Origin of the sequence: Bradyrhizobium sp. AZCC 1578 (genome assembly GCF_036924675.1) — a bacterium.
GTDB lineage: Bacteria > Pseudomonadota > Alphaproteobacteria > Rhizobiales > Xanthobacteraceae > Bradyrhizobium.
Map to the genome: position 1 here is coordinate 1386811 of NZ_JAZHRZ010000001.1, position 21911 is coordinate 1408721.

Genomic DNA, 21911 nt, shown 5'->3' on the forward strand with positions numbered 1-21911 from the left:
GTTGGAGCGACGACGCGGAGGGGTCCTGTCGATCACTAGAGCACTAGCTCGGGCGTCCGACATCATGACGCGGCACGGCCGGGCGGTTCAGGCGACCGATCTGCAAGGCGAACCAGTTCGGATCGGCCTCCTGTCCGATTTCCCAGGCATCTCCGCCTATCTGTACAGGGCATCGTCCATCGCCTTCGTTATCGCCGTCATGTTTTGGACGGTGTCCGCTGTGCGGCGCCGGCGCTCCAGGTTCCTGACACGTGCAGGCATCGTGATCGTGATGTGGACGGCTTCGATCGCGACGGCCGCCGGCGCCCACACCCTCGACGTCTGGCGATACCTGATTCCCGCAGTGCCGATGGTGGGCCTCATGCTGTCCCTTTTCACCGTCGAACTGGCCGAAACGGTCGCATGCCGAGATTGTCGAACTTACGGTCTCCGCCGATCAGGAGTAAAATGAGCCGACGTCCGCGGGCGCTCGTGCCCGGAGGCGGGCCGGCTAGACATCGTGGCAACTCTCCGTCACGCCCGTTGGCAAAAAGCTGAGGTTTGCCCATCGATCCACACGGCGAATTCCATGACCGATCCCGAGCGTTTGGAAGGTATTCCTGGCCGCTACTGGCACCGGCTCGAAGACGGGCGCATCCAGTGCGATGTCTGCCCGCGCTACTGCAGGCTTAACGAAGGCCAGCGTGGCCTGTGCTTCGTGCGTGGCCGGCAGGATAACCGGATCGTGCTCACGACCTACGGCCGCTCCTCCGGATTCTGTGTCGATCCAATAGAGAAGAAGCCACTGAACCACTATCTGCCCGGAACTCCTGTGCTGTCGTTCGGTACCGCCGGGTGCAACCTGACCTGCAAGTTCTGCCAGAACTGGGACATCTCCAAAGCGCGAGAGTTCGACCGGCTCCAGGACACAGCCTCGCCGGAAGATATTGTCGAGGCCGCGATTGCCACGGGCTCGCGCTCCATCGCCTACACCTACAATGACCCCGTCATCTTCCTCGAATATGCCGTGGACGTCGCAAGGGTGGCGCGCCGGCGCGGGATCAAGAACGTGGCGGTTACAGCGGGCTACATCGATGCGGCGGCACGGGAGGAGCTTTACACCTTCATGGACGCCGCCAATGTCGACCTCAAGGCGTTCACCGAGGCGTTCTACAATCGGCTGTGCACCGGGCGTCTCGGCGCCGTCCTCGAAACGCTCGAGTATCTGAGACACAGGACGAAGGTCTGGCTCGAAATCACAACGCTGCTGATCCCGGGTCACAACGACAGCCCGGAGGAGGTGAAAAAGCTGAGCGAATGGGTGATGACAAGGCTAGGACCTGACGTGCCCTTGCATTTCACGGCCTTCCACCCTGATTACAAGATGCTGGATCTGCCCCGTACGCCGGCCCTCACCCTGACGACGGCTCGCGACATCGCGCGCAAGGTCGGGCTGCAGTTCGTCTACACCGGAAATGTCCATGACGAGCGGGGCCAAAGCACGTACTGTCCGGGCTGTGGCGAGCGGATCATCGGCCGAGATTGGTATGACATCACCACTTGGCGACTCACCGGCGACGGCCGTTGCGGCATTTGCTCCACTGCAATCCCCGGCTTGTTCGAGGCACGCCCGGGCAACTGGGGACAGCGGCGCGTCCCGATTCGGATCGGCAGACTGGAACGCTCTTGAGCGAGAAGATGCCGGCGTCGGGGCCCTCACTACCGCGTGTTGAAGGGGGAGCCTGATTAGGAGGTCGCGATGAAGATTGACAGCACGATATTTGGCGCGATTACGATTGACGGAAGGACGTATGAGCACGACGTGGTCGTTCGCCTTTCCGGCGAAGTTGTGAAGCGGAAAAAGAAGCTATCAAAGAAGCTGTATGGTACCTCGCACGTGCTTTCAAAAGACGAGGCAAAGTTTCTCTTCGAGAAGGGGTGCGACCAGGTCGTGATTGGCTCGGGTCAGATGGGTAACGTGCACCTATCGCCGGAAGCTGAAGCTTATTTCGAAAGAAAGGGCTGCGAGGTCGTGTTGAAGCCGACACCCGAGGCAATACGGATGTTCAACCGGTCGCGCGCAAAGAGAATCGGCCTCTTTCACGTGACCTGTTGAAGAAATGCCCTGGTGAAACCGTGAATCCACGTTGGATCAGCCGGATCGGCGCCCCGCTCATCGCTCTTGTTTTGACCGTTGCGTCGTCGGTTTCGACCGTGCACGCCGTTGAGGATGCTCGCAAGATGAGCGTGGTGTCCTTCGGTCTTTTCGGCGATCAAGGCGTGTTTAGAAGCGAGGCGACCGGCGCGGCACGGGTCGTAGCGGGCCGTTTCGGGAACGCCCCGATCAACGTGCAATACAATTCGAAGAAGGGCGGAGGTGCAACGATCGAAGGCCTGGCCATGTCCTTGCAAGCGGCGGCCAACGGGATGGACGCCGACAACGACATTCTGTTTTTGATTCTCACCTCGCACGGTTCCCGCGCCGGCCTTGCAATCAAAGCGGGGCGGGTTACGCAAACGCTCACTCCGTCCAATCTCGCCTACATGCTGGCGCGGACTGGCATGCGATACAAGGTGCTGGTCATCTCGGCCTGCTATTCCGGGGTCTTTATCCCTCGTCTCGCGAACCCTGATACGCTGGTAATCACCGCGGCCGATGCCGACCATCCATCGTTCGGCTGCCGGGACAAAGCCAAGTGGACCTATTTCGGCAACGCCTTTTTCAATATAGCACTCCGGCAGGCTAAGAGCCTGAAGGACGCCTTTGTTGTTGCGCGCTCGCTCGTCAAAAAGCGAGAAGTGCGCGAGCGTTTCGAGCCGTCGAATCCCCTAATGGCAGGCGGCGAAAACGTGCACCCGTTGCTCATTGCGCGTCCTTGAGCGCCGGTCGCCTTCGCGGCCGACGCCTGTCTGCCGAAGAACCTCGTCCGTATTGATCTACTGACCGAAATGCGCCGCATGTCTGGCACTGGCCCCGAGCCGAGATTCTCTCGATTAATGCCTGGTCCGGTGTCGGATGCGCCTTACGCCACTCCTTGAGAAGGAAACGCCTGCTCATCCAGAAGAACTCACGATGCCAGCGCGGTTAGAAGCATCCGCGCGAGATCGGCGCTGAGGTAAGGCTTCGGCAGCAGCAGCACGCCAGCATCGAGACGGCCGTGATGTACAAGGGCATTCTCCGCATAGCCAGAGGTATAAAGCACTTTGAGCCCTGGGCGTCTTTTGACCCCCTCGGTCGCGAGCTGGCGGCCATTCATTCCACCGGGGAGCATTACGTCAGTGAACAGCAGGTCAATGCGTTCGGGTCCATCGATGATTGCCAGCGCCTCGGCAGCATTGCCGGCCGCGAGCGCGTGGAACCCGAAACGGGTGATCTGCGCCACGACGTATTCGCGAACCAGCGGGTCGTCCTCGACAATCAAGATAGACTCATCGCTGTGTTCGCCCGCATACCCGCCAGTCTCGCCGGCTGGTGCCTCCGGGCCACCACCCGTGGCCTGCGGCAGGTACAGCTTCACGGTCGTGCCGTGGCCCTCTTCGCTGTAGATCTTGATGTGTCCATTCGACTGTTTAACGAAGCCATAGACCATGCTGAGGCCGAGCCCTGATCCCTTCCCGGCCTCCTTGGTGGTAAAGAATGGTTCAAACACCTTTTCGAGCAGGCTGCTGGGGATTCCGTCCCCCGTGTCACTTACTGCAATCATGACGTAGTTGCCCGGTCTAACCTCGCTGTTCACGCGAGCGTAGTTCTCGTCGAGCACCACATTCTTGGTTTCTAACGTTAGCTTCCCGCCGTTAGACATGGCGTCACGCGCATTTAGGGCGAGATTCAGGATCGCGGTCGAGAGCTGACTGGGATCAATCAGAGCCGGCGCGGAATCGTGCGCCAGCATCGATTCAATTTCGATGTGTTCGCCGAGGGTCGGCCGTAGCAGACTCGCTGCATCGATCACCAACGCGTTGACGTCGGTATTGCGCGGCTGCAGCGGCTGTCTACGGGAGAAGGCCAACAGATGCTTCGTCAGCTCAGCTCCCCTTGCTGCGGCTCCGCTAATCAGATTGGTGATCTGAGCGAGATGTGGACGATCCTTGACCGCATCGCTGAGGATCTCGATGGTCCCGGTGATCACAGTCAGAATGTTGTTGAAGTCGTGGGCGACGCCACCGGTGAGCTGGCCGATGGCTTCCATCCTCTGCGCTTGCCGGACCTTGGATTCGGTCGCCTCTTTCTCCTCAAAGCGCCTGACCATGGCCTCAGCTTCGCGGCGTTGCCTGACTTCCTCCTCAAGTGCCGCATAGGCACTCGCAAGCTGGATGCGCGTGGGCAGCACCAGGATCCGCGGCAGCAGCAGCAGTAGTGCTGCCGCGATCACGACGGAGATCAGCGCCAGCAAAGCTTTGGTCAGGGCCTCGATTTCATAAGCCGGCACCCACACGGTGTAGATCGACAGCAGGCGGGTCACTCCGCAGACCGCGACGAAGATCGCGAATGTCAAGAATACGCCCCGAAACATCAGCTCATGGTGGCGCCGCCACACGAAGAACGCGAGGACGAACGCCGTAGCAAAGAAGGCGCCGGCGAGTATCGCGTCGGAAATGACATTCAGCCAGATCAGTTCCGGCTTCCACAATAAGCACGCGCCGTGCGCGGTGAGCGTCGACATGTGGATAGCTCCAACAAGCGGCTGCAAGCATGCAACCGCAATCCTCCGATCCGTCCGTCGGAGCGATGGAAATTATTCAGGTTTTTCGCCACCCGCACAAGCGCAGCGCTGACCTCGGCGAATGTTGCTGCGCCCGCACGAGAGCCATCAAACCCGCATGTTGCATTCCCGGGAACAACCAGGCGGAGGTTTCGTCGAGGCTCAACAGATTGGCTTTCGGAACGGCCCTCCGCTGGGCGTGCCGGCCAAGCCTCGGATGTCAGTGGCCTTTAGCGGACATGTCTGCCAGACCAACTGATGCCGATTTCGTGGGCAAACCGACATGCGGCTGGACGCGCCGCATCCACATCGATGCGTCGATGGGTAGCTGCCGCACTCCGGAACGTCTCCTCCCGCCCCTCGTTTTTCGTTCATCCATCTAGCCGGAGGAGAATCCCATGGCACTGGAGGCAAACGAAACCGGCAACCTGATCGGCAGCGACAAGGTCGAGGGAACTGCCGTCTATGGCGCCGATCGCAATAAGATCGGCTCGATCGAGCGCGTCATGATTGACAAGAAGAGCGGCAGAGTGTCCTACGCCGTGCTCTCCTTCGGCGGCTTTCTCGGCATCGGCGACGACCACTATCCGCTACCCTGGCAATCGCTGAAATACGATACCTCGCTCGGCGGCTACGTCACCGGCGTGACGGAAGCGCAGCTCAAGAGCGCGCCGCATTACGGCAGCGACAACGCGTGGAACTGGAGCGATCCGACCCGGACCCGCGCCGTCAACGACTACTACGGGATCGCGATGTAATCGCGGTTACGCCCTAACCTCCGAAAGGCCCGCCTTGATGGCGGGCCTCTTTCGCTTGGCAGGGGCGAACGCGAACGCAGAAGCCAGCGTTCGCCTGTCAGCGGAGAACTATTCCTGCTGCCTTGCGTTGTGATCTGCGAAAGGCGGAGCAATGGGAAAATTCTTCTTGATCGTTATCGCTGTCAGCGTCGCCGTTTTGCTGGCGATGAGCGCGTACGTCATCAGCCTGTGACAACGATACGGCTTGCCAAACAACTCGATCAAACAGCGCTCGGCGTGGAATCGGCCACTGGTCAGCCAAAAAGCAGGCCCCAGCGCCTCTCGGGGGAAGATTGCGCCAGAGCCTGAAGGGTTGCCTCGTGTCCAAAAACACGATTGCATAATTTTCCCGACCAGGAATCGTTCCCCGCCCGAACGTTACTTCTTCATGGTTCCCGCGGGAGAAAGTAGCATCGCCCTTCTTGTCCACGGCGCCTGCGGTCTCCGCGCCCTGCGTACCGGCGTTCTTGGATGAGGGCCTGGAGTTGCTGGTCGTGGTGCCGATTGCGCCGTTCTTCATGGCGGCTCCGCCGGTAGCAGCACCTCGGGGTGCGCAAGTTTGTCGCAGGGCGACATCAACGGAGCGAGCAACCGCGCGGACGAGCGGCGAAGGTTCTTCGAGCCCGGCAAAGTTTTGATTAACCATTAATTAATTCGCCGGCGACGATGGCAATGGATCCATGGCCGGGGAGACGGCCGGGGAAAGCACGATATAAGCCGGGTAGACTCATTGCGCAGGGCAGCGCCGGTGATCGGCACACCCTGCGATGATTACCGTATGCTTACTACCAATACACACGGATGGCGGGTGCTGCGGGCATCTGGCGCTCCCGCTCCCTCTTTCTTTTTTGAGGGAACCCGTTAGCATGACCCGGCAAGCCGCGGGGACGCGAGCACACACCCAATTGTCATTCGCCCGAGAAGCAGGCGATCGAGTATTCCAGAGACCGCAGTGATGGAAACGACAGGTCGCGGCGTACTGGCTACCCCGCAAGTGCGGGGTGTGACCATTTCTTGTGGGGCCATGCTGCTTCTCTTCCTCGTGATCCTGATTCCGGCCTCGCCTGCATTCGCCGAGCCGTGCAGCAAGCCGACGGCGCGCTCCAAGATTGCCGAGACGCTCCGCCTCGCCTCGGAGCAGCGGCCGGTCAATCTCACGTTTCGCACCGGTGCTGACGGCGTGAAACTATCGATCGGCCTCAAGACGAAATATCCCGACGATATGACCATCATCCTGCAGAATGACTTCGAGCAGTTGAACGTAAAGGATGACCGCTTCGATGTCCTGCTACGACTAAGGGGGGCTCGTGAACGGGTCACCGTCCCCTTCAATGCAATCAAATCATTCTGGGATAAGTCCGAGCTGAAGTGCTCCGACGGCTGATGCCTCACTCCGGCGTCGCGCGCCGGATCAGGGCGCAGAGCCCTGTCATCCGTGCGATCGGGTGTTCGACGAACAGGCGGCAGGAAGCGATAGCGCCCTTCAGCGTGTCCGGCGGCGCCGGCGGCTTCAGTTGCTTTGCGAGAGTCGCACCATGCGCGTGCCCGAGCGCGCGAGTCGAAAGCGTCAGCGCGTTCAGTCGCCCTTCCCGCTGCAGTGGCGCCAGCATCGTTCGCACCAGGGCTAGATAGGACGGCCAGTACGCCAGATGCCGGTACATACTCGCAATCAGTTGCGGCTGGGTGTCCTCGCCGAACGTATTCAATTCGGCGACCAGCGTCGCCACCTCGGGGTCCAGCGCCTCCATCGGCGGCAGTTCCGGAATTTTGGTGCCGGGCGCCGTTGGCGCTGTATCGACGGGGCTCACGACATTGGCCGGACACGGCTCATAATGCGCCAGCAACGCCGAGAGCACGACGAGCGCGAGCGCATTGGTATACTGATAGCTGTCGAGCACGTCACGAATCAGCGCGCGCTCGGTCTCGTCCACGCCTACGGCGAGCAAGGTGTCGATGGAGAAGCCGGGCCAATCCGGCAGCGCGATCGTTCGCCTGACAGCTTCGGCATGCAATGGCGCGTCGCCGAGATAGAGCGGTCGCACCGTCGCCCACGTCCATTCCAGCGCGCCCGGCATGGTCGCGAGGTTGCGCCAGATCAGGTTGACCACGCTGGTGCCGAGCACCTTGCGGATGTCGGCATAGATGTCTGCGATTTCGCCTCTCGCCTCGGATTCGAGAACCGACGGAACGCTCTCAGCCATCACTCTCACTCCGACCGCAGGGGGCAAAGCCAACGGGTCGCGCGAACGCGCGCCCGATGACAGGCTCCGCGTACCCACCGACACAAAAAAGGTGGGCACGGCGCAAGCGCGCCTTTGCCCACGCTACGAGATCTACGCAAGAGTCGCGGTTACCGTCCCCAGCCCCTCCAACTCCATCTTCACGGCATCGCCCTGGTCGAGCCACACGGTTTTCAAAAGGCTGCCGGTGAGAACGATCTGCCCGGCATGCAGCCCCGTGCCTTCTTCGGCGAGATGATTGGCAAGCCAGGCCAGCGCGTTGTGGGGATGGCCGAGCACGTCGGCGCCGGTGCCGCGGCCCACCTCCTTGCCGTTGACGAGGGCACGGCCCTTGGCCGTGAGCAGGTCCGGCGCCTTGGTGCGCGCCACCGCCTTGCCAAGCACGCAGCCTGCAGCGAAGAAATCGTCCGCGACCAGCGTCGGCGCGCCCATCGTCTCCCATTTGACGTACCGGTCGTCGACGATCTCGATTGCTGGGTGATACGCCTCGATTGCCTCCATCACCCACTCCGCGGTGAACGGGGCTTCTGACGGCGCGAGACTACGTGCCAGCCGCACCGCGATCTCGCATTCGACGCCGACGCGGACGTAATCGCCGAAGCGCAGCTTGGCACCGGAGTCATGCACGCCCTTGGCGAACACGCCACCGCCGCAAGGATGGGGAATGTCGAGATATTCCTGCATCACCGGGCTGGTGCAGCCGATCTTGTAGCCGACCAGCGCGCCGGTCTGCGGCAGCAGCAGATCGTGGACGGCGCGTTGGATCTGATAGCCTTCGGCTTCATCTGCAGGCGCTAGCTCAGGCGGCAGCGCGGCCAGCGGCGCGCGATTGCGGCGGGCGGTAGCGATGTTCTGTGCGGCCGCGAGAATCTTGTCCATCAGCGGCGGCTTTCATGGTTGCAGCCTGTTGCGCTGACCGCCCCTCGCGGTCAGCCGCCAGGCCCTGCCTATTCGTCCCGATAAACCTTCTCGCGCTTCTCGTGACGTTCCTGCGCTTCCACCGACAGCGTTGCAATGGGACGGGCCTCCAGCCGCTTGAGCGAGATCGGTTCGCCGGTCTCCTCGCAATAGCCGTAGGTGTTGTCCTCGATGCGTTGCAGCGCCGCGTCGATCTTGGAGATCAATTTGCGCTGGCGGTCGCGGGCGCGCAGTTCGATGGCGCGATCGGTTTCGGAAGAGGCGCGATCAGCGAGATCCGGATGATTGACGTTCTCTTCCTGAAGTGTCTGCAGTGTGATCTTCGATTCCCTCAGGATCTCGTCCTTCCACGCCAGCAGCTTGGCGCGAAAATACTCGCGCTGGCGATCGTTCATGAAAGGCTCTTTTTCGGAGGGTCGATAATTCTTCAACTTTTCCAAGGCCAGCCCATCTTCGCGTGCAAGGCGGGGCGGAAAATTGTCCGTCCGCGCGGGCCTTATATAGCGGCAGGTTGTGACAGACAATATGAGCCGTCTCCTTGGGGGTACCTCCCCCAAGGCCTTGCACAGGCAAAGTTATCGGGACCGCCTGGCGCTAGTAGCCGACTGTGAAGCGCTGGCGGATATGGGCGGGACGCTCGATCTCGTCGGCGAGTGCAACTGCGAAATCCTCGAAGGAAATCGAACTTTTGCCGTCGGCAGCGGTCAAAAGCTGGTCGGTCCCGAGGCGGAACTTGCCAGTTCGCTCGCCGGCGGTGAACAGGGCCGAGGGCGACAGGAAGGTCCAGTTGAGTTCCTTTTCGGCCCGGAGCAGATCGAGGAAGGCGGCGCCCTTCTCGGCTTCCGCCTTGTATGCCACGGGAAAACCCGGGGTAGTGACCAGCCGAACGCCCGGAGCCACTTCAAGACTGCCGGCGCCCCCGACCACGAGGTAGCGGCCAACCTTCGAATCCTTGGCAGCGCCGATCAGCTTGGCCGGGTCGCTGGCGAGAAAGTGGATCGAACTGATCGCGGCATCATGACCGGCAAGCAGCCGGGCCAGTTCCGCCTGGTCCATGGCATCGCCTGCGGTGGGCGTGACATTGGCCTGGGCGGCGATCTTTTCGGGATGGCGGGCGATGGCGGTCACGGTGTGGCCGCGGCGGGCGAGTTCGGCGGTGATGCGCGAACCGGCATTGCCGGACGCGCCGATGACGGCGATTTTCATGGAGGTCTCCCTTGCGATACGCGAATGTGGTATCCAATGGTGACTAGATAGCGAAATGACTGTAAGTGTTAAGAGAGCACTTTTGGGTCACCTGATTACGCCGGAGTAACCGCCGTGAAAGCCAGCGCCAAAACCCCGAACGCCTATTCGGCTCAATGCCCGACGCGGCAGATTCTCGATCGCGTCGGTGACAAATGGGCCGTACTCATCTTGCTTCTCATCAGGCACGAGCCGATGCGCTTCAATGCGTTACGCCGCACCATTGAAGGCATCTCGCAGAAGATGCTGAGCCAGGTTCTCAAATCGCTCGAACGCGACGGATTAATCAAACGCCGCGCGATCGCGACCGTGCCGGTCACGGTGGAGTATTCGATCACACCGCTCGGCGCGACGCTCGCCGACGCGGTCGATCCGTTGCGAGACTGGGCGGAGAAGAACCTGAAGGAGGTGCTGAACGCGCAGCGCCGTTATGACGCGGCGCGCAAGGATATGGCGGCGTGAATCAATCCACCGCCGTCATGCCCCGCTTCAAGCGGGGCATCCAGTACGCCGCGGCATTTCGATCGAGCACGAACGCCTCTGGAATACTGGGTTGCCCGGTCCCGGCTACGCCAAGGCTACGCCGAGGCTTTCATGTGTTGGCGCGCCGAAGCTTTAGCGGAGGCGGCAAGCCGGGCAATGACATCAGAGGCTAGAACCGCCCGGCCTTTGCCAGTTCGACTTCAACACGCAGCTCGATCTCGGCCAGCACCGCATCGAGGCCGGGATCGCCGGAGGACGACTTCAGATTGGCAGCGGCATCGCGCAGCCGGTTCACCGTGGAAGCATCGAGATTGCCGGAGAGCAGGCCGATCTTGAGTTCGTCGAGCACGTCGAGCGCGCCCCTGCCCCGTGCCACCGAACGCTTGCGGCGCTCCGTCGGATCCTCGACGCCCTGCAGGGCGAGCAGCGCGTCGATGTTGCCGGCGGCTTTGGGCGCTACAGCCGCGCGCGGCTCCTCGGGCGTGGTCGGCGTCTCCGGCAACGAGAAGCCGGTCGAACTGGTTCGCCGCGTATGACTTGCGGGCGATCCAAGCGTGGTGCCGTTCGGTCCGTAGATGCGCATCGTGGTGATCTCGCCCTGAGAATGGAGCGACCTTCGCCTTCTTATGGTTAATGACGCGTAAACGGCCCGGCAAATTCTGCCGACATGCGGCAGTTTCGCCCATTGTGGTGAAGCCGCCGCAACCTCGCGCCTCCAACGAAGACCCAGCAATATCAATGCATTGCATCGGAAACGGAGTGTGGCATGGCGCTCGCATAGTTAATGCCGGACCGTCGTCATGGGAGTGGCGCCTGCGGTCCGGTGGAAGACCTCGAGGGGAGCACAGGATGCCCGGCATCCGTTCGGCAAGAGTGATTTGGGTGGCCTGCGCCGCGCTGTTGGCGTTCGCGCTGGCGCTAACGCCCTCATCCGCGGGCGCAACGTCGCGGATCAAGGATCTCGCCAATATCGAAGGCGTGCGACAGAATCAGTTGATCGGCTACGGCCTCGTCGTCGGCCTCAACGGCACCGGCGACACGCTGAACAACATCCCGTTCACCAAGCAGTCGCTGCAGGCGATGCTGGAACGCATGGGCGTCAACATCCGCGGCGCCACCATCCGCACCGGCAACGTCGCCGCCGTCATGGTCACCGGCAATCTGCCGGCCTTCGGCACCCAGGGCACGCGGATGGACGTCACGGTCTCCGCGCTCGGCGACGCCAAGAATTTGCAGGGCGGCACCCTGCTCGTCACCCCCCTGCTCGGCGCCGACGGCAACGTCTACGCGGTAGCCCAGGGCTCGCTGGCTATCTCCGGTTTCCAGGCCGAAGGCGAGGCCGCCAAGATCGTGCGCGGCGTGCCCACCGTCGGCCGCATCGCCAACGGCGCCATCATCGAGCGCGAGATCGAGTTCGCGCTCAATCGCCTGCCGAATGTGCGGCTCGCGCTGCGCAACGCCGACTTCACCACCGCCAAACGCATCGCGGCGGCTGTCAACGACTTCCTCGGCGTCAAGACCGCCGAGCCAATCGACCCCTCCACGGTGCAGTTGGCGATCCCCGCCGAATTCAAGGGCAACGTCGTCGCTTTTCTCACCGAGATCGAGCAATTGCAGGTCGATCCCGACCTCGCCGCCAAGATCGTCATCGACGAACGTTCCGGCATCATCGTGATGGGGCGGGACGTTCGCGTCGCCACCGTGGCGGTGGCGCAAGGCAATCTTACCGTGACAATTTCCGAAAGCCCGCAGGTCAGCCAGCCCAATCCGCTGTCGCGCGGCCGAACTGTCGTCACGCCGCGCACCGGCGTCAGCGTCTCCGAGGACGGCAAGAAATTCGCGGTCGTGAAGGACGGCGTCTCGCTGCAGCAACTCGTCGACGGCCTAAATGGTCTCGGCATCGGCCCACGCGACCTGATCGGCATCCTGCAGGCGATCAAGGCCGCCGGCGCGATCCAGGCCGACATCGAGGTGATGTGATGAACGGCATCGCCAATCCCTACGACAAAACCTCGCTGATCAACGGCCGCAAGGACCCGCTGCTTGCCGACGCCCTGACCAAGATTTCGCCGGAAGCGCAGAAAAAGACGCGCGCCAAGGCCGAGGATTTCGAGGCGATGTTCCTCAACTCGATGTTTTCGCAGATGACCACCGGCGTCAAAGGCGAAGGACCGTACGGTGACACGACCGGCACCGGCGTCTGGCGCTCGATGCTGACGGACCAGTATTCGAAATCCTTCGCCAAGTCCGGCGGCATCGGCATCTCCAACGATGTCTTCCGCACCTTGATCCTCCAGCAAGCCAACCGCGTCGGCTGATCCAAAGGAACCCCCCGACATGAATCAGCATCCTCAGGCCAGGCCCGCACCGGCCCCCGCGCCAGCAAGAGCGATCTCCACGCCAACCGAGGCGCGCAAGCTCGCGGAAGAACTGATGGACGTGATGAGCGGGCTGCTCGGCATCATCGAGCGCGAAACCGAACTGGTTCGCGCCGGCAACGTGCGTGAGGCGATACGGCTGGAAGAGCAAAAGGGCGAGCTGTCACGCCGCTACATGGTCGCGGTCGAGAATCTGAAGAACGCGCAAAAATATCTGGCGCAGGTATCGCCGGAATTGCTGACGACGTTGCGCCGCCATCACGACACCTTCCGCGCGATGCTGCAGATCAATCTCACCGTGCTTGCGACCGCGCACGCGGTGTCGGAGGGCATCGTGCGCGGCGTCAACGCCGAGATCCAGCGCAAGAACATTCCGAATACCTATACGGCTTCGGGACAACGGGCCGCGCCGGGACCGCGCAACATCACCCCGCTCTCGGTCAGCCGTTCGCTGTAAGCGATCGCGATCTTCGGTCTGCTACAATTTTCACTAAATTTGCGCGCCCGCATCAAAGCGGGATTCAGCGTATTCCCTAACACCGTGTTGAGAGGTGCCCGGCTATATTGCGATCGATGAGGGGTTGGATTTGACTCGCAGCAAGCCTGGAGGCTGCCATGAGTACAGATTTCAACATCAAACCGGTGGGGGCACCGGTTGCCGCGCCGATCGTTCAGCACGTGAGCGAGGCGGCACAACATGCGGTCGCAACCGAACTGCCGGCGAGCCAGAGCGTCTCGGCAGTCGACTCAAGCGCGCGCGCCAGCATCGATTCCGCCGCGGTCCGCGTCTCTATTTCAAATCCAGCGGTATCGAACCAGGTCGTGATCGACCGCGATGCGCGCGCCGTGGTCTATCAGGTAGTCGACGTCAAGACGAGCCAGGTCGTGAAGCAGTTTCCCGAGGAAGCCGTGCTGCGCCGGCGGGCCTATTTCTACACGCTCGACCTGACCAAGGACGCCCCGACGCGGCTTCTCGTAACCGACCGCAAGGCGTGAGCCGACTTCTTCAGCTGGAGCGTGCGGCGTAGGCCTGGTCGAGATAGGTCTGGCCGCTCGCCGCATCGGTGACGACGTTCTTGATCTCCGCCTTGCCAAGCGCGGTGAGCGTAAACTTGGTGTCACCGATCCGGAACGAAAGATCCTTGATCAGAACTTCCTGGAATTTATTGGTGCCGCCGCTCTGGTACTGCACCTTGGCGCGAAAGCCGGTGACGTTCGAGATCGTGAACTTGAACGTCTTGTTGTCAGGATACTTCCCGGTCCAGGTGCCTTCATAGAGCTTGGGATCGACCGCCACGTACGGAGTCTTGGACGGAACGGTCAGTCCCACCGTCTTGTAGTTGGCCGATATGATGCTCCAGAGGTCAGCCATCTTGGCACACTCGGCCGTTAGCTGCGGCCGGAGAGGCCGGCGGCGAGATTGCAATTGATGTCGATCAGCGACTTCAACTTGGCCGGATCCGGGTTCATTTGCATGTCGACAGTCTGCTTCATCACGAAGACGCCGATGTTCGCGATGTTCTGCCGCACTTCGATCGGTTGAGGGTTCTCGTTCGCTTCCACGGCGCTCATGAAGATCGACCAGAGCCGGCGGTTGAACAGCAACGCGTTGTGCATGGCCTTATCAGGGCCATTCCAGTTGGACTGGACTTCCTGGAGTTGTCGTGCGGCCTTCAGCAGTGCCTGCGCTTCAATTTCACGGGGGGACGTCGTCGTTTGCGATGTACGCGCGTAGGCTTGGGCTGCATTAGACATTCACGAACCTCGATGGGAGCGGTTGACAGCGGGACTGCAGAAAAACTGCCCAACTTTCATACAGGTTGCGCCTTTAAATATGGTTAGCAAGTGTTACCGATTGTGTCGGTAGTCCGGCAGAAATCCACATTTTCGTCAGCATGCCGGCCATCAGGTTCTGATGGAATTAACATCGGAGCCCAAATTCTCACCTTCGGTGCTTTTCTTCATGCCCGGATTTTTCTTCTCGAGCGGAAAAGTTTCGTGACGGATCTGCACGATCGACAGGATCGCACCCAAGACTGACGCCTGCGTGCGAAGCAACGTCGAAGCGCTGGCCGGGTTGGCAACGGCATTGTTAGTCGCCGTGTTGTCGATGAAGTTGGCGAGACCGACACCGGCCGCGTTGAAGCTGACGCCGGTGAAATCAATTCGCCGGGTTGGAATCTGCTCCGTATTCCTACTGGTCAGGGGCAAAAAAGCCCCGCCAAATGGGCACTATTTGCATGTTCACCATTGGTTAACCATCATCGGGAAGGATGCGAATCTGCCGGCGGGCAATCGACAACGCGCGAAAGCGTCAACGGAGAACAGGCATGGCCTTGAAAGTCGAGCTCAAACCGCACGAGCGAATCATCATCGGCGCATGCGTGATCACCAATACCGATCAGCGCGCCAGGCTGTTGATCGACGGCGACAGGATTCCGATCCTGCGCGAGAAAGACATCCTCACACCAGAGACCGCCGACACGCCGGCCAAGCTGGTCTATCTCGCGGTACAGCTCATGTACCTGTCACCGGATCCGATGGCGCACCATCCAACCTATTTCAGCCTGGTACGCGACATCCTCACGACAATGCCGAGCGCATGGCTCTTCATCGAGGGTATCAACAACTGCACTCTGAACGGCGATCTTTACCACGCGCTGAAGGAAGCGAAGAAATTGATCGGCCATGAAGAGCAGATACTGGAAAGTGCCCGGAAAATGCAATCGCTCAATGAGCCGGATCGCAAATCCGCGTAGCCATCGCATCGCTCAAAAGTACAAAGGCCTCCGCGAAGGAGGCCTTTTGCTTTTGAAGCGAACAAGTTTTCTTCAGATCGGCAGGAACTTGGTCAGCGTGGTCTGGTACAGCATCGATGTCGTTTGATACGAGGCCTGCAGACTAGTCTGCAGCGCCAGGATCTTGGTCGCCACTTCGTCCTGGTTGATGCCCTCGATCTGGTCGAGCATGGTCTGCGCCATCCCCTTGAGCTGGGTCTGGCGGTCGGTCGAAGCCTTGATGGCGTTCTGCGCGCCGGCGAACTCCGCCTGCATATCCTGAATCGACTGTTGGCCGGTCTGCGGCGCCAGGTTTGCCGAAATCCGCTGTTGCAGCGCGTTCACCTGCGCCTTCGAATTTGGGTTGGCGGCATTGGTCGTGACCGCTGCATACACCGCGATGTTCTGCAACTCGTAGCGCAGCGCCTGCTCGTTGGCGCGCGCGCCGTATTGCACCGTGATGGACTGGTCGATGCGCGCGATCGCCGTGCCGCGCGGCGGATCGGTGCCGACTTCGCCGGTGTACCACGAGACCGTGTTGGCGGTTGTGCCGCCGATCAGATTGGTGGCGGTGGCAAACGGCGGACCGTTCACACGCAGCGGCGCCGGATTTGCGCTCGCCGTGGCGCTGAAGCCCAGCGCCGCGAAGGCGGCCGCGTTCGAACTGGAAATCGTCAGGCTCGCGCCGTCACCACCATGCAGCGCAATCACGCCACCAGTGACGGTCGACGGGGTACCGGTGCCGGTGATCGAATCGATCTTGGCCAGCAAGGCCTGAACGCTGTCGGTGATGTTGAGCTGGTTGCCGGTCGCTCCCGATGCGACGAAGGTGATCGGCGTGCCGTTGACCGTGATGGTGTCGCCGGCCGCAAAGCTCGCAGCCAGCGAGTCCGTCCCCGCCAGGCCGGACAGCAGCGTGGCACCGGTGATCGGCGCCGGCACCGCGGCCTGGTTGTTGACCGCACTCCCGGTGACGGTTGCGGACGGATTGAAGAAATTGTCCGACGCCGCGATGGCGGACGCGGCAACCAACGCCGTGTCGCCCAGTGTCTGGATCGAAGAAGTCAGCGCCGCCTGCATGTTCGCGGTGGTTGCAACCGTATCGACGCCAATCAGAAACGAGCCGGCAGGCGGCGGATTGGTGGTCGTCGCGGTCAGCGCGATCGACTCCGTGGTGCCGTCGGGCAGGTTGAAGTTGAACGTGATCTTGTCGCCATTGTTCGGATTGACGGCGCCGAGATCGACGGTGGCGGCCGGCGGCGCGCCGGTCGGCTGGGTCACGGTCGCCCCGGTCAGTGATGAGCTGATCGCACCGAGCTTCAACCCGAACGATGAACCGTCCTCGGCGAGGCTGGTCACGGTGGTCGTCAATGGCGGCGACGAGACAGTCAGATGCGCCATGTTGCCGACGCCCTGATCGGCCTGACGGCGCTCGTTGATCAGTTGCTTCAGGCCGGCCTGCGTGCCCACGCCGTCGAGCATGACGTCGGCCGGCACCGTCGCTGATGTGTCGGTGGTGCGGCCGGAAAACAGATAGCGGTCGCCTGACTGGCTGTTGAGCAGCGACACCGCATTCGAGAACGCGGCCTGCGCCGTGATCTGGCCGGAAGTCTGACCGTTGTCGTTGAGCACGATGGTCGATGTGCTGGCAGCGCTCTTCACCGACGTGCCGATGTCGACCAGGCCCTGCAGCGCCAGGTTAACGACGTTGAGCCTTGTATTGACGTTGGTTGCGGTGTCCTTGAACGCGTCGATGCTGCTGACCTGCGCGCGCAGGCTGAGCGCGAAGCCTCGATTGGCCCCCTGCCCGGCGTAGGTCGTCGAGACCCGGCCGCTGGCGAGCTGCTGCGTAAGATCATCGAGCTGCTTGCGGATGTTGAGGATCGAGGTCCCAATATAGGATGTCCTGCCGTTAACGCCATCGATCGACATGATACCCTCACATGGCCTGGATCAGCGTGTCGTACATCTGCTTGATGGACGACATCACGCGCGCGTTGGCGGAATAGGCATTCTGCAGCGCAAGCAGATGCGCCATCTCGTCGTCGATATTGACGCCGGAGGCATCCGTCACCTTCTTCTGCAGGGTGTTCAGCACCACAGACTGACCGTCGGCGAGTTGCTTGGCCGCGGTCGCGGCTTCGCCCTGCTGGCTGATGAACTGCTTGGCGAAATTTGTCAGCGTGCCGGTGAACGGAGCGCCGGTAGTTCCGATACCGGTCTGCGGGGAATAGCGATAATTCCCCGACTGCAGTTGCGTGAGAATGAAGTCGGATCGCGTGGTGTCGCCCGAAGGCGTCAGCGGGCTCGTGGAAAACACAATGGCACGCGAGGGATCGCCGAGCAGCCCGAGATTGACGCTGATGCGGCCGGCGAGACCCGTCTGCTGCGACCCGTTGGCGGTGATCGCCCCGGAAAAGAGGCCGCCATTATCCGTGAACAGCGGAAGCTGTGGGTTGCCGCTGGTGAGCGACGACATTGTCGTGGTGACCGATGCCGCCAGCACGTCCGAACGGTTTGGCGCGCCGTCGTCCAGCACGCGCAGGGTCGAGCCCGACGGATTTGAGAACTGCAGATCGCTCGCCCCGAGCGCAGCGTTGAGCTGGGAGACGACCGACGCCATACCGCCGGAAAAATCGATGCCAAGCACCTCGTCGTTCGGATCGAGCGTTGTGGTATTGCTCAGCGGCAGCACGCTCGGATCGTCGACACGCACGATCGAGAGATTATGCGTGATGCCGGTGGTGTTGTCCTTGTAGGTGACGTGAACGACGTTGCCTGACTGCAATCCCGTGAGATCGAGATCATAGCCGGCCTGCGGCAGGACGGACGCGGGAGCGGCAGTGCCTGCGGTCGTCTTGTCCGACAGCGCGCTCGACATCGCCGCCGCGAACTGGTCGATCTGCGCCTGCGCCTTCACCAGCGTGTTGTCGCGCAGCTCGAGATAGGCAGCGATCTTGCCCGAACGAATCGAATTGGTCGAAACCAGATCGTAGCTGCCGCCGTGCGGGAAGTTGATGGTGATGGTGCCGACGTTGTTCTTGGTCGGGTCGGGATTGTACAGCGTGTTGGGCGTCACCGTGCCCTGGGGATTGAACGAAAGCTGCGCCGCCTCGGTGCCGACCAGTTGCACGCCGGAGTTCGTGAACACCGTCACCTGGTTGAGGTCGTTGACGACCGTTCTGATGTCCATCAGGCTCGACAACTGGGTGATGTATTGATCGCGCTGATCCAGCAGCGATGCCGTCGCCGCGTCCGTTTTGCCGTTGTTCTGGAGCTGATTGTTGATGAACGCGATCTGGGCCATCGCGTTGTTCGCCGTAATGATGGAATCGTTGATGCCCATCTCGGCGTTGGCGCGCAGAGCCTGGATCCCCTGCGTCGCCGCATTGAGCGTTTGCGCCATCGTCTGCGCGGCGCTGACGGCGCCGATCCGCGCCGACTGCGAGTCCGGGCTGGTGGACAGGCCCTGAAATGCGGTCAACAGCTTGTTGAACGCATCTTCGATGGTGCCGGTTTCAGCCGGATTTCCGTAGACGTTCTGCAAATTTTGAAGGTAGGTCGAGCGGATATCGGCGTAGGCTGCGCCGGAGGTTTCCGTGCGCAGTTGCGTCTGCAGATACTGATCGAGCTGCCGGTCGACGCCGTGGAGCAGGACGCTCGAGCCGTAATCGCCGGTCACGCCGGCGGACTGGATGATCGATTTCCTGACGTAACCGGGCGTTTCCGCGTTGGCGACGTTCGATCCGACCAGCGAGATCGCAGCTTGCGTCGCGCGCAGGCCGGACATTGCGGTGGAGAGAGCTTGACTCAAACCCATGACTAATTGCCCATCTCAAATCGCGTCGCGAATGGCGCATCGAACTATCGCAGCACGTTCAGGAGATCCTGCACCATCGTGTTGGAAGTCGTGATGACCTTGGTGTTGGCCGAGTACGCCTGCTGAGTGACGATCAGCTTGGTAAACTCGTCGGCGATGTCGGTGTTGGATCCTTCCAGCGACGAGCCGACGATGGTTCCGGCCTTGCCGAACAGCGCCTGTCCGGATGCGTCGGTGACTTCGAATGCGCCGCCGTTAACGCGCTTGAGGAAATTGGTGCCGTTGAACGTCGCGACCGAGATTTCGGCAAGGTCGAGGTTGCGGCCGTTGGAATAGTTGCCGACGATGCGGCCGTTGGTGCCGACGCCGACGGATTGCAACTGGCCGGCCGGGAAGCCGTCCTGCTGGATCTGGTTGACCTGCACGTTGCCGTTGGCGTCCGCGAACTGGGTGACACCGCCGGTGCCGAAGTTGATGACGGGACTGCCCAGCGCGACGCCGTTGACGACGGCATTGGTGAGCTCGATCGAAGGGATCGCCGGCGTCATCTGGCCTGAGGCAGAGAAGGTGAAATTGGTGTTGACGTTTTGCCACGCGACCTGAGTGCCGGTTGCGTTGGGATTGACCTGGTAGAACAGGTTCCAGGTGTCGGTATGGCCCGCACCGAGCGAGGCGCTGTCGACCTTGGCCCAACGGAACTGCAGGTTCACCGGAGCGCCCGAGACGTCGTAGGTCGTAACCGCACCACCCGCGATCGACTCGGCGAGGAACGTCGAATTGTCGTTGCCGACGACCTGACCGGTGCCGACGCCGCCGCCGCCGCCGCGCGTCGCCGTCACGGTGCCGGTAAAGCCGAGCGCGGCCCAAGCCGTGCTGTTTGAACTTGAGACCGAGAGATTGAAGGAGGTGCCGGAATGCAGCGTGATCGAGCCGCCGCTGATTGTGGATGCGACTGACGTTCCCTGGAGCACGTCGATCTTGCCCAGCAAGGTGCCGATGCTGTCGTCGACGTTGATCTGGTTGGGGCCGGCGGCGGTGCCCGACGCCATGAAGGTGAGGGTTTGGCCGTTGACCGTGATGGTGTCGCCCGCGACGAAGTTGGTGGAGATCGAGTTGGTGCCGGCCGCGCCGCTGAGCAGGGTCGCGGCCGTGTTCGCAACCGACGGCGTCGCTTTGTTGTTCTGGGTGGTGCCACTCCTGGAGGCGTCGGTATAGGGCGCCATAGGCGTGCCGAGCGCCAGCGGATTATGTCCGGCACTGTATGATCCGGGCACGATCAATTCCGATCCGGGAACGGAGACGTCGTGCTTGGTCGTCAGCGGATAGCTGGCGAGGTTGGCGCGATAGTCGATCCTGGTGGTTTGCTGCGCCGGCAAGAAGTCGTTCTGGAATCGGAGAACCTGCGGCGAACTGCCGGACGGGTTGCCGGTGGTCGGGTCGATTGGCACACCCTGCAGGTAATAGCCGGCGCCGTTGACGAGATAGCCGCTTTTGTCGAGCTGGAAGTCGCCGCGGCGGGTATAGCGGTCGACGCCGTCGAACACCGGCGTGCCGTCGGTGAAGTTGCCAGGCTTTTGCACCGCAAAAAAGCCGTTGCCGTTGATCGCCATGAAGGTCGCCACCGAGGCCGTCTGCACGTCGCCCTGCACCGAGTTGGTGGAGCGGGATTGCGTGGTCACGCCGCCCGCGAGTTGTGCGGTCGCTGAGGTCTGCGGAATCAGATCGAGGAAGGAGGTGTCGACGCGCTTGAACGCCGTGGTCTGCGAGTTGGCGATATTGCCCGAGACGTTTTCCAATGCGTAGGAGTTGGCGCGGAGGCCGCCGACCGCGGTGGTGAGAGCGCCGAAGATACCCATGACATTTTCTCCAAATTCGATCCGGGCGGCTCGCCGGTCCACGTAAACCCAGGCCGCGTCGGGAGAAGATGTCGCAAGCGTTGTGCCAAACAACAAAACCAATATAAATCAACGTCTTAAGAAAAAAGCCCCGGTCCAAAGACCGGGGCACATTTGCCGGGCGGGCAACAATTGCCGAGTGGTAGCCGTTACGAAGCCGACGGCCCCGCCGGGTGGAACACCAGAGCAAACCCGTCGATGCAATAGCGCAAGCCGGTCGGTTTTGGCCCGTCATCGAAGACGTGTCCGAGATGGCCGCCGCAGCGGCGGCAATGCACCTCGGTGCGCAGTATGCCGTAAGTGCGGTCCTCGGTCTTGCCCAGGGCATTGTCGAGCGGCTGCCAGAAGCTCGGCCAGCCGGTGCCGCTGTCGTATTTGGTTTCCGAGGAGAACAGCGGCAGATCGCAACCGGCGCAGGCGAAGATGCCCTTGCGCTTTTCCTTCAGAAGCGGGCTCGAGCCCGGCCGCTCGGTGCCGTGCTTGCGCAGGATTTCATACTGCTGTGGCGTGAGCTGGGCACGCCATTCGGCGTCGGTCTTTTCCACCTCGAATTTCCCGGCGGCCTGCGCTGGCGTGGTGCGCAGCCAGCGGAAAGCGGCCAGGCCAAACAGGCCGGCTACGGATGCGAGCAGGAAACGGCGGTCGAACATGGAATTCTCCGTGCGAGGCGGGCCTA

At 61.8% G+C, this 21911-nt stretch carries 25 protein-coding genes; 12 read left to right on the plus strand and 13 right to left on the minus strand.

Annotated features, from left to right (window positions below; translation table 11 throughout):
* Positions 1 to 64 precede the first annotated feature (64 nt).
* The 4 genes from V1290_RS07160 (at position 65) to V1290_RS07175 (ending at position 2859) form a co-directional block, all read left to right on the plus strand.
* A complete protein-coding gene (locus V1290_RS07160; RefSeq protein WP_334363722.1) occupies positions 65 to 451 on the plus strand; it encodes a hypothetical protein in 387 nt (128 codons plus the stop codon).
* Positions 452 to 568: 117 nt separating this feature from the next.
* Positions 569 to 1669 carry an AmmeMemoRadiSam system radical SAM enzyme gene (amrS, locus tag V1290_RS07165; RefSeq protein WP_334363723.1) on the plus strand — a complete coding sequence of 367 codons (1101 nt, stop codon included), beginning with the start codon at positions 569 to 571 and terminating at the stop codon, positions 1667 to 1669.
* A 69-nt stretch (positions 1670 to 1738) separates the two neighbouring features.
* A complete protein-coding gene (locus V1290_RS07170) occupies positions 1739 to 2095 on the plus strand; it encodes an Mth938-like domain-containing protein (protein ID WP_334363725.1) in 357 nt (118 codons plus the stop codon).
* A gap of 20 nt (positions 2096 to 2115) precedes the next feature.
* Entirely contained in the window at positions 2116 to 2859 is a 744-nt protein-coding gene (locus V1290_RS07175; protein WP_334363726.1) for a C13 family peptidase, read from the plus strand.
* A gap of 188 nt (positions 2860 to 3047) precedes the next feature.
* Here the strand turns inward: V1290_RS07175 and V1290_RS07180 are convergent, their stop codons facing one another.
* Positions 3048 to 4643, minus strand: coding sequence for an ATP-binding protein (locus V1290_RS07180; protein ID WP_334363727.1), 1596 nt, complete (start codon positions 4641 to 4643; stop codon positions 3048 to 3050).
* A gap of 437 nt (positions 4644 to 5080) precedes the next feature.
* Here V1290_RS07180 and V1290_RS07185 point away from each other — a divergent pair, with 437 nt between their 5' ends.
* Both V1290_RS07185 and V1290_RS07190 read left to right on the plus strand, forming a co-directional pair.
* Complete coding sequence (locus V1290_RS07185; protein WP_334363728.1) at positions 5081 to 5440, plus strand: PRC-barrel domain-containing protein; 360 nt, start codon at positions 5081 to 5083, stop codon at positions 5438 to 5440.
* Positions 5441 to 6503: 1063 nt separating this feature from the next.
* The gene (locus V1290_RS07190; RefSeq protein WP_334363729.1) at positions 6504 to 6863 is read left to right on the plus strand and encodes a ClpXP protease specificity-enhancing factor SspB; all 360 of its coding nucleotides are present in this window, start codon (positions 6504 to 6506) and stop codon (positions 6861 to 6863) included.
* 4 nt (positions 6864 to 6867) lie between these two features.
* Here V1290_RS07190 and V1290_RS07195 read toward each other — a convergent pair whose 3' ends face one another.
* The 4 genes from V1290_RS07195 to V1290_RS07210 form a co-directional block, all read right to left on the minus strand.
* A complete protein-coding gene (locus tag V1290_RS07195; protein ID WP_334363731.1) occupies positions 6868 to 7680 on the minus strand; it encodes a hypothetical protein in 813 nt (270 codons plus the stop codon).
* 132 nt (positions 7681 to 7812) lie between these two features.
* The gene (locus tag V1290_RS07200) at positions 7813 to 8598 is read right to left on the minus strand and encodes a 2-keto-4-pentenoate hydratase (RefSeq protein ID WP_334363732.1); all 786 of its coding nucleotides are present in this window, start codon (positions 8596 to 8598) and stop codon (positions 7813 to 7815) included.
* A gap of 68 nt (positions 8599 to 8666) precedes the next feature.
* Positions 8667 to 9032, minus strand: a complete 366-nt coding sequence (gene dksA, locus V1290_RS07205; protein WP_141686941.1) for an RNA polymerase-binding protein DksA — start codon at positions 9030 to 9032, stop codon at positions 8667 to 8669.
* Positions 9033 to 9231: 199 nt separating this feature from the next.
* Entirely contained in the window at positions 9232 to 9843 is a 612-nt protein-coding gene (locus V1290_RS07210; RefSeq protein WP_334363734.1) for an NAD(P)-dependent oxidoreductase, read from the minus strand.
* A gap of 114 nt (positions 9844 to 9957) precedes the next feature.
* Here V1290_RS07210 and V1290_RS07215 point away from each other — a divergent pair, with 114 nt between their 5' ends.
* The gene (locus V1290_RS07215) at positions 9958 to 10344 is read left to right on the plus strand and encodes a winged helix-turn-helix transcriptional regulator (RefSeq protein WP_057843965.1); all 387 of its coding nucleotides are present in this window, start codon (positions 9958 to 9960) and stop codon (positions 10342 to 10344) included.
* Between the two features lie 190 nt (positions 10345 to 10534).
* On the opposite strand, the gene V1290_RS07220 is transcribed toward V1290_RS07215, so the two are convergent.
* Complete coding sequence (locus V1290_RS07220; protein WP_028348621.1) at positions 10535 to 10948, minus strand: flagellar assembly protein FliX; 414 nt, start codon at positions 10946 to 10948, stop codon at positions 10535 to 10537.
* A gap of 266 nt (positions 10949 to 11214) precedes the next feature.
* On the opposite strand from V1290_RS07220, the gene V1290_RS07225 reads away from it, so the two are divergent.
* The 4 genes from V1290_RS07225 (at position 11215) to V1290_RS07240 (ending at position 13739) form a co-directional block, all read left to right on the plus strand.
* A complete protein-coding gene (locus V1290_RS07225; RefSeq protein ID WP_334363736.1) occupies positions 11215 to 12345 on the plus strand; it encodes a flagellar basal body P-ring protein FlgI in 1131 nt (376 codons plus the stop codon).
* Positions 12345 to 12683, plus strand: coding sequence for a flagellar assembly peptidoglycan hydrolase FlgJ (flgJ, locus tag V1290_RS07230; protein WP_334363737.1), 339 nt, complete (start codon positions 12345 to 12347; stop codon positions 12681 to 12683). The genes V1290_RS07225 and flgJ overlap by 1 nt, the downstream gene beginning before the upstream one ends.
* Before the next feature lie 19 nt (positions 12684 to 12702).
* A complete protein-coding gene (locus V1290_RS07235) occupies positions 12703 to 13200 on the plus strand; it encodes a hypothetical protein (RefSeq protein WP_334363738.1) in 498 nt (165 codons plus the stop codon).
* Positions 13201 to 13358: 158 nt separating this feature from the next.
* Positions 13359 to 13739 (plus strand): hypothetical protein, encoded by a 381-nt coding sequence (locus tag V1290_RS07240; protein WP_334363740.1) that lies wholly within the window; start codon positions 13359 to 13361, stop codon positions 13737 to 13739.
* Between the two features lie 10 nt (positions 13740 to 13749).
* Here the strand turns inward: V1290_RS07240 and V1290_RS07245 are convergent, their stop codons facing one another.
* The 3 genes from V1290_RS07245 to V1290_RS07255 all read right to left on the minus strand — a co-directional run bounded on the left by V1290_RS07245 (position 13750) and on the right by V1290_RS07255 (position 14954).
* Entirely contained in the window at positions 13750 to 14115 is a 366-nt protein-coding gene (locus V1290_RS07245) for a hypothetical protein (protein ID WP_334363741.1), read from the minus strand.
* A 17-nt stretch (positions 14116 to 14132) separates the two neighbouring features.
* Positions 14133 to 14498 carry a flagellar biosynthesis regulator FlaF gene (gene flaF, locus V1290_RS07250; protein ID WP_057843972.1) on the minus strand — a complete coding sequence of 122 codons (366 nt, stop codon included), beginning with the start codon at positions 14496 to 14498 and terminating at the stop codon, positions 14133 to 14135.
* A 150-nt stretch (positions 14499 to 14648) separates the two neighbouring features.
* Positions 14649 to 14954, minus strand: coding sequence for a hypothetical protein (locus V1290_RS07255; protein WP_334363742.1), 306 nt, complete (start codon positions 14952 to 14954; stop codon positions 14649 to 14651).
* A gap of 119 nt (positions 14955 to 15073) precedes the next feature.
* On the opposite strand from V1290_RS07255, the gene flbT reads away from it, so the two are divergent.
* Positions 15074 to 15502, plus strand: coding sequence for a flagellar biosynthesis repressor FlbT (gene flbT / locus V1290_RS07260; protein WP_334363743.1), 429 nt, complete (start codon positions 15074 to 15076; stop codon positions 15500 to 15502).
* A gap of 72 nt (positions 15503 to 15574) precedes the next feature.
* Here flbT and V1290_RS07265 read toward each other — a convergent pair whose 3' ends face one another.
* From V1290_RS07265 to msrB, 4 genes are all read right to left on the minus strand, one after another.
* Positions 15575 to 17452 carry a flagellar protein gene (locus V1290_RS07265; RefSeq protein WP_334363744.1) on the minus strand — a complete coding sequence of 626 codons (1878 nt, stop codon included), beginning with the start codon at positions 17450 to 17452 and terminating at the stop codon, positions 15575 to 15577.
* A gap of 7 nt (positions 17453 to 17459) precedes the next feature.
* Positions 17460 to 19340 carry a flagellar hook-associated protein FlgK gene (gene flgK / locus V1290_RS07270; RefSeq protein WP_334363746.1) on the minus strand — a complete coding sequence of 627 codons (1881 nt, stop codon included), beginning with the start codon at positions 19338 to 19340 and terminating at the stop codon, positions 17460 to 17462.
* 44 nt (positions 19341 to 19384) lie between these two features.
* Positions 19385 to 21196 carry a flagellar hook-basal body complex protein gene (locus V1290_RS07275; RefSeq protein WP_334363747.1) on the minus strand — a complete coding sequence of 604 codons (1812 nt, stop codon included), beginning with the start codon at positions 21194 to 21196 and terminating at the stop codon, positions 19385 to 19387.
* 188 nt (positions 21197 to 21384) lie between these two features.
* Positions 21385 to 21885: a peptide-methionine (R)-S-oxide reductase MsrB gene (msrB, locus tag V1290_RS07280; protein WP_334363748.1), complete on the minus strand. Its 501-nt coding sequence runs from the start codon at positions 21883 to 21885 to the stop codon at positions 21385 to 21387.
* Positions 21886 to 21911: the final 26 nt, after the last annotated feature.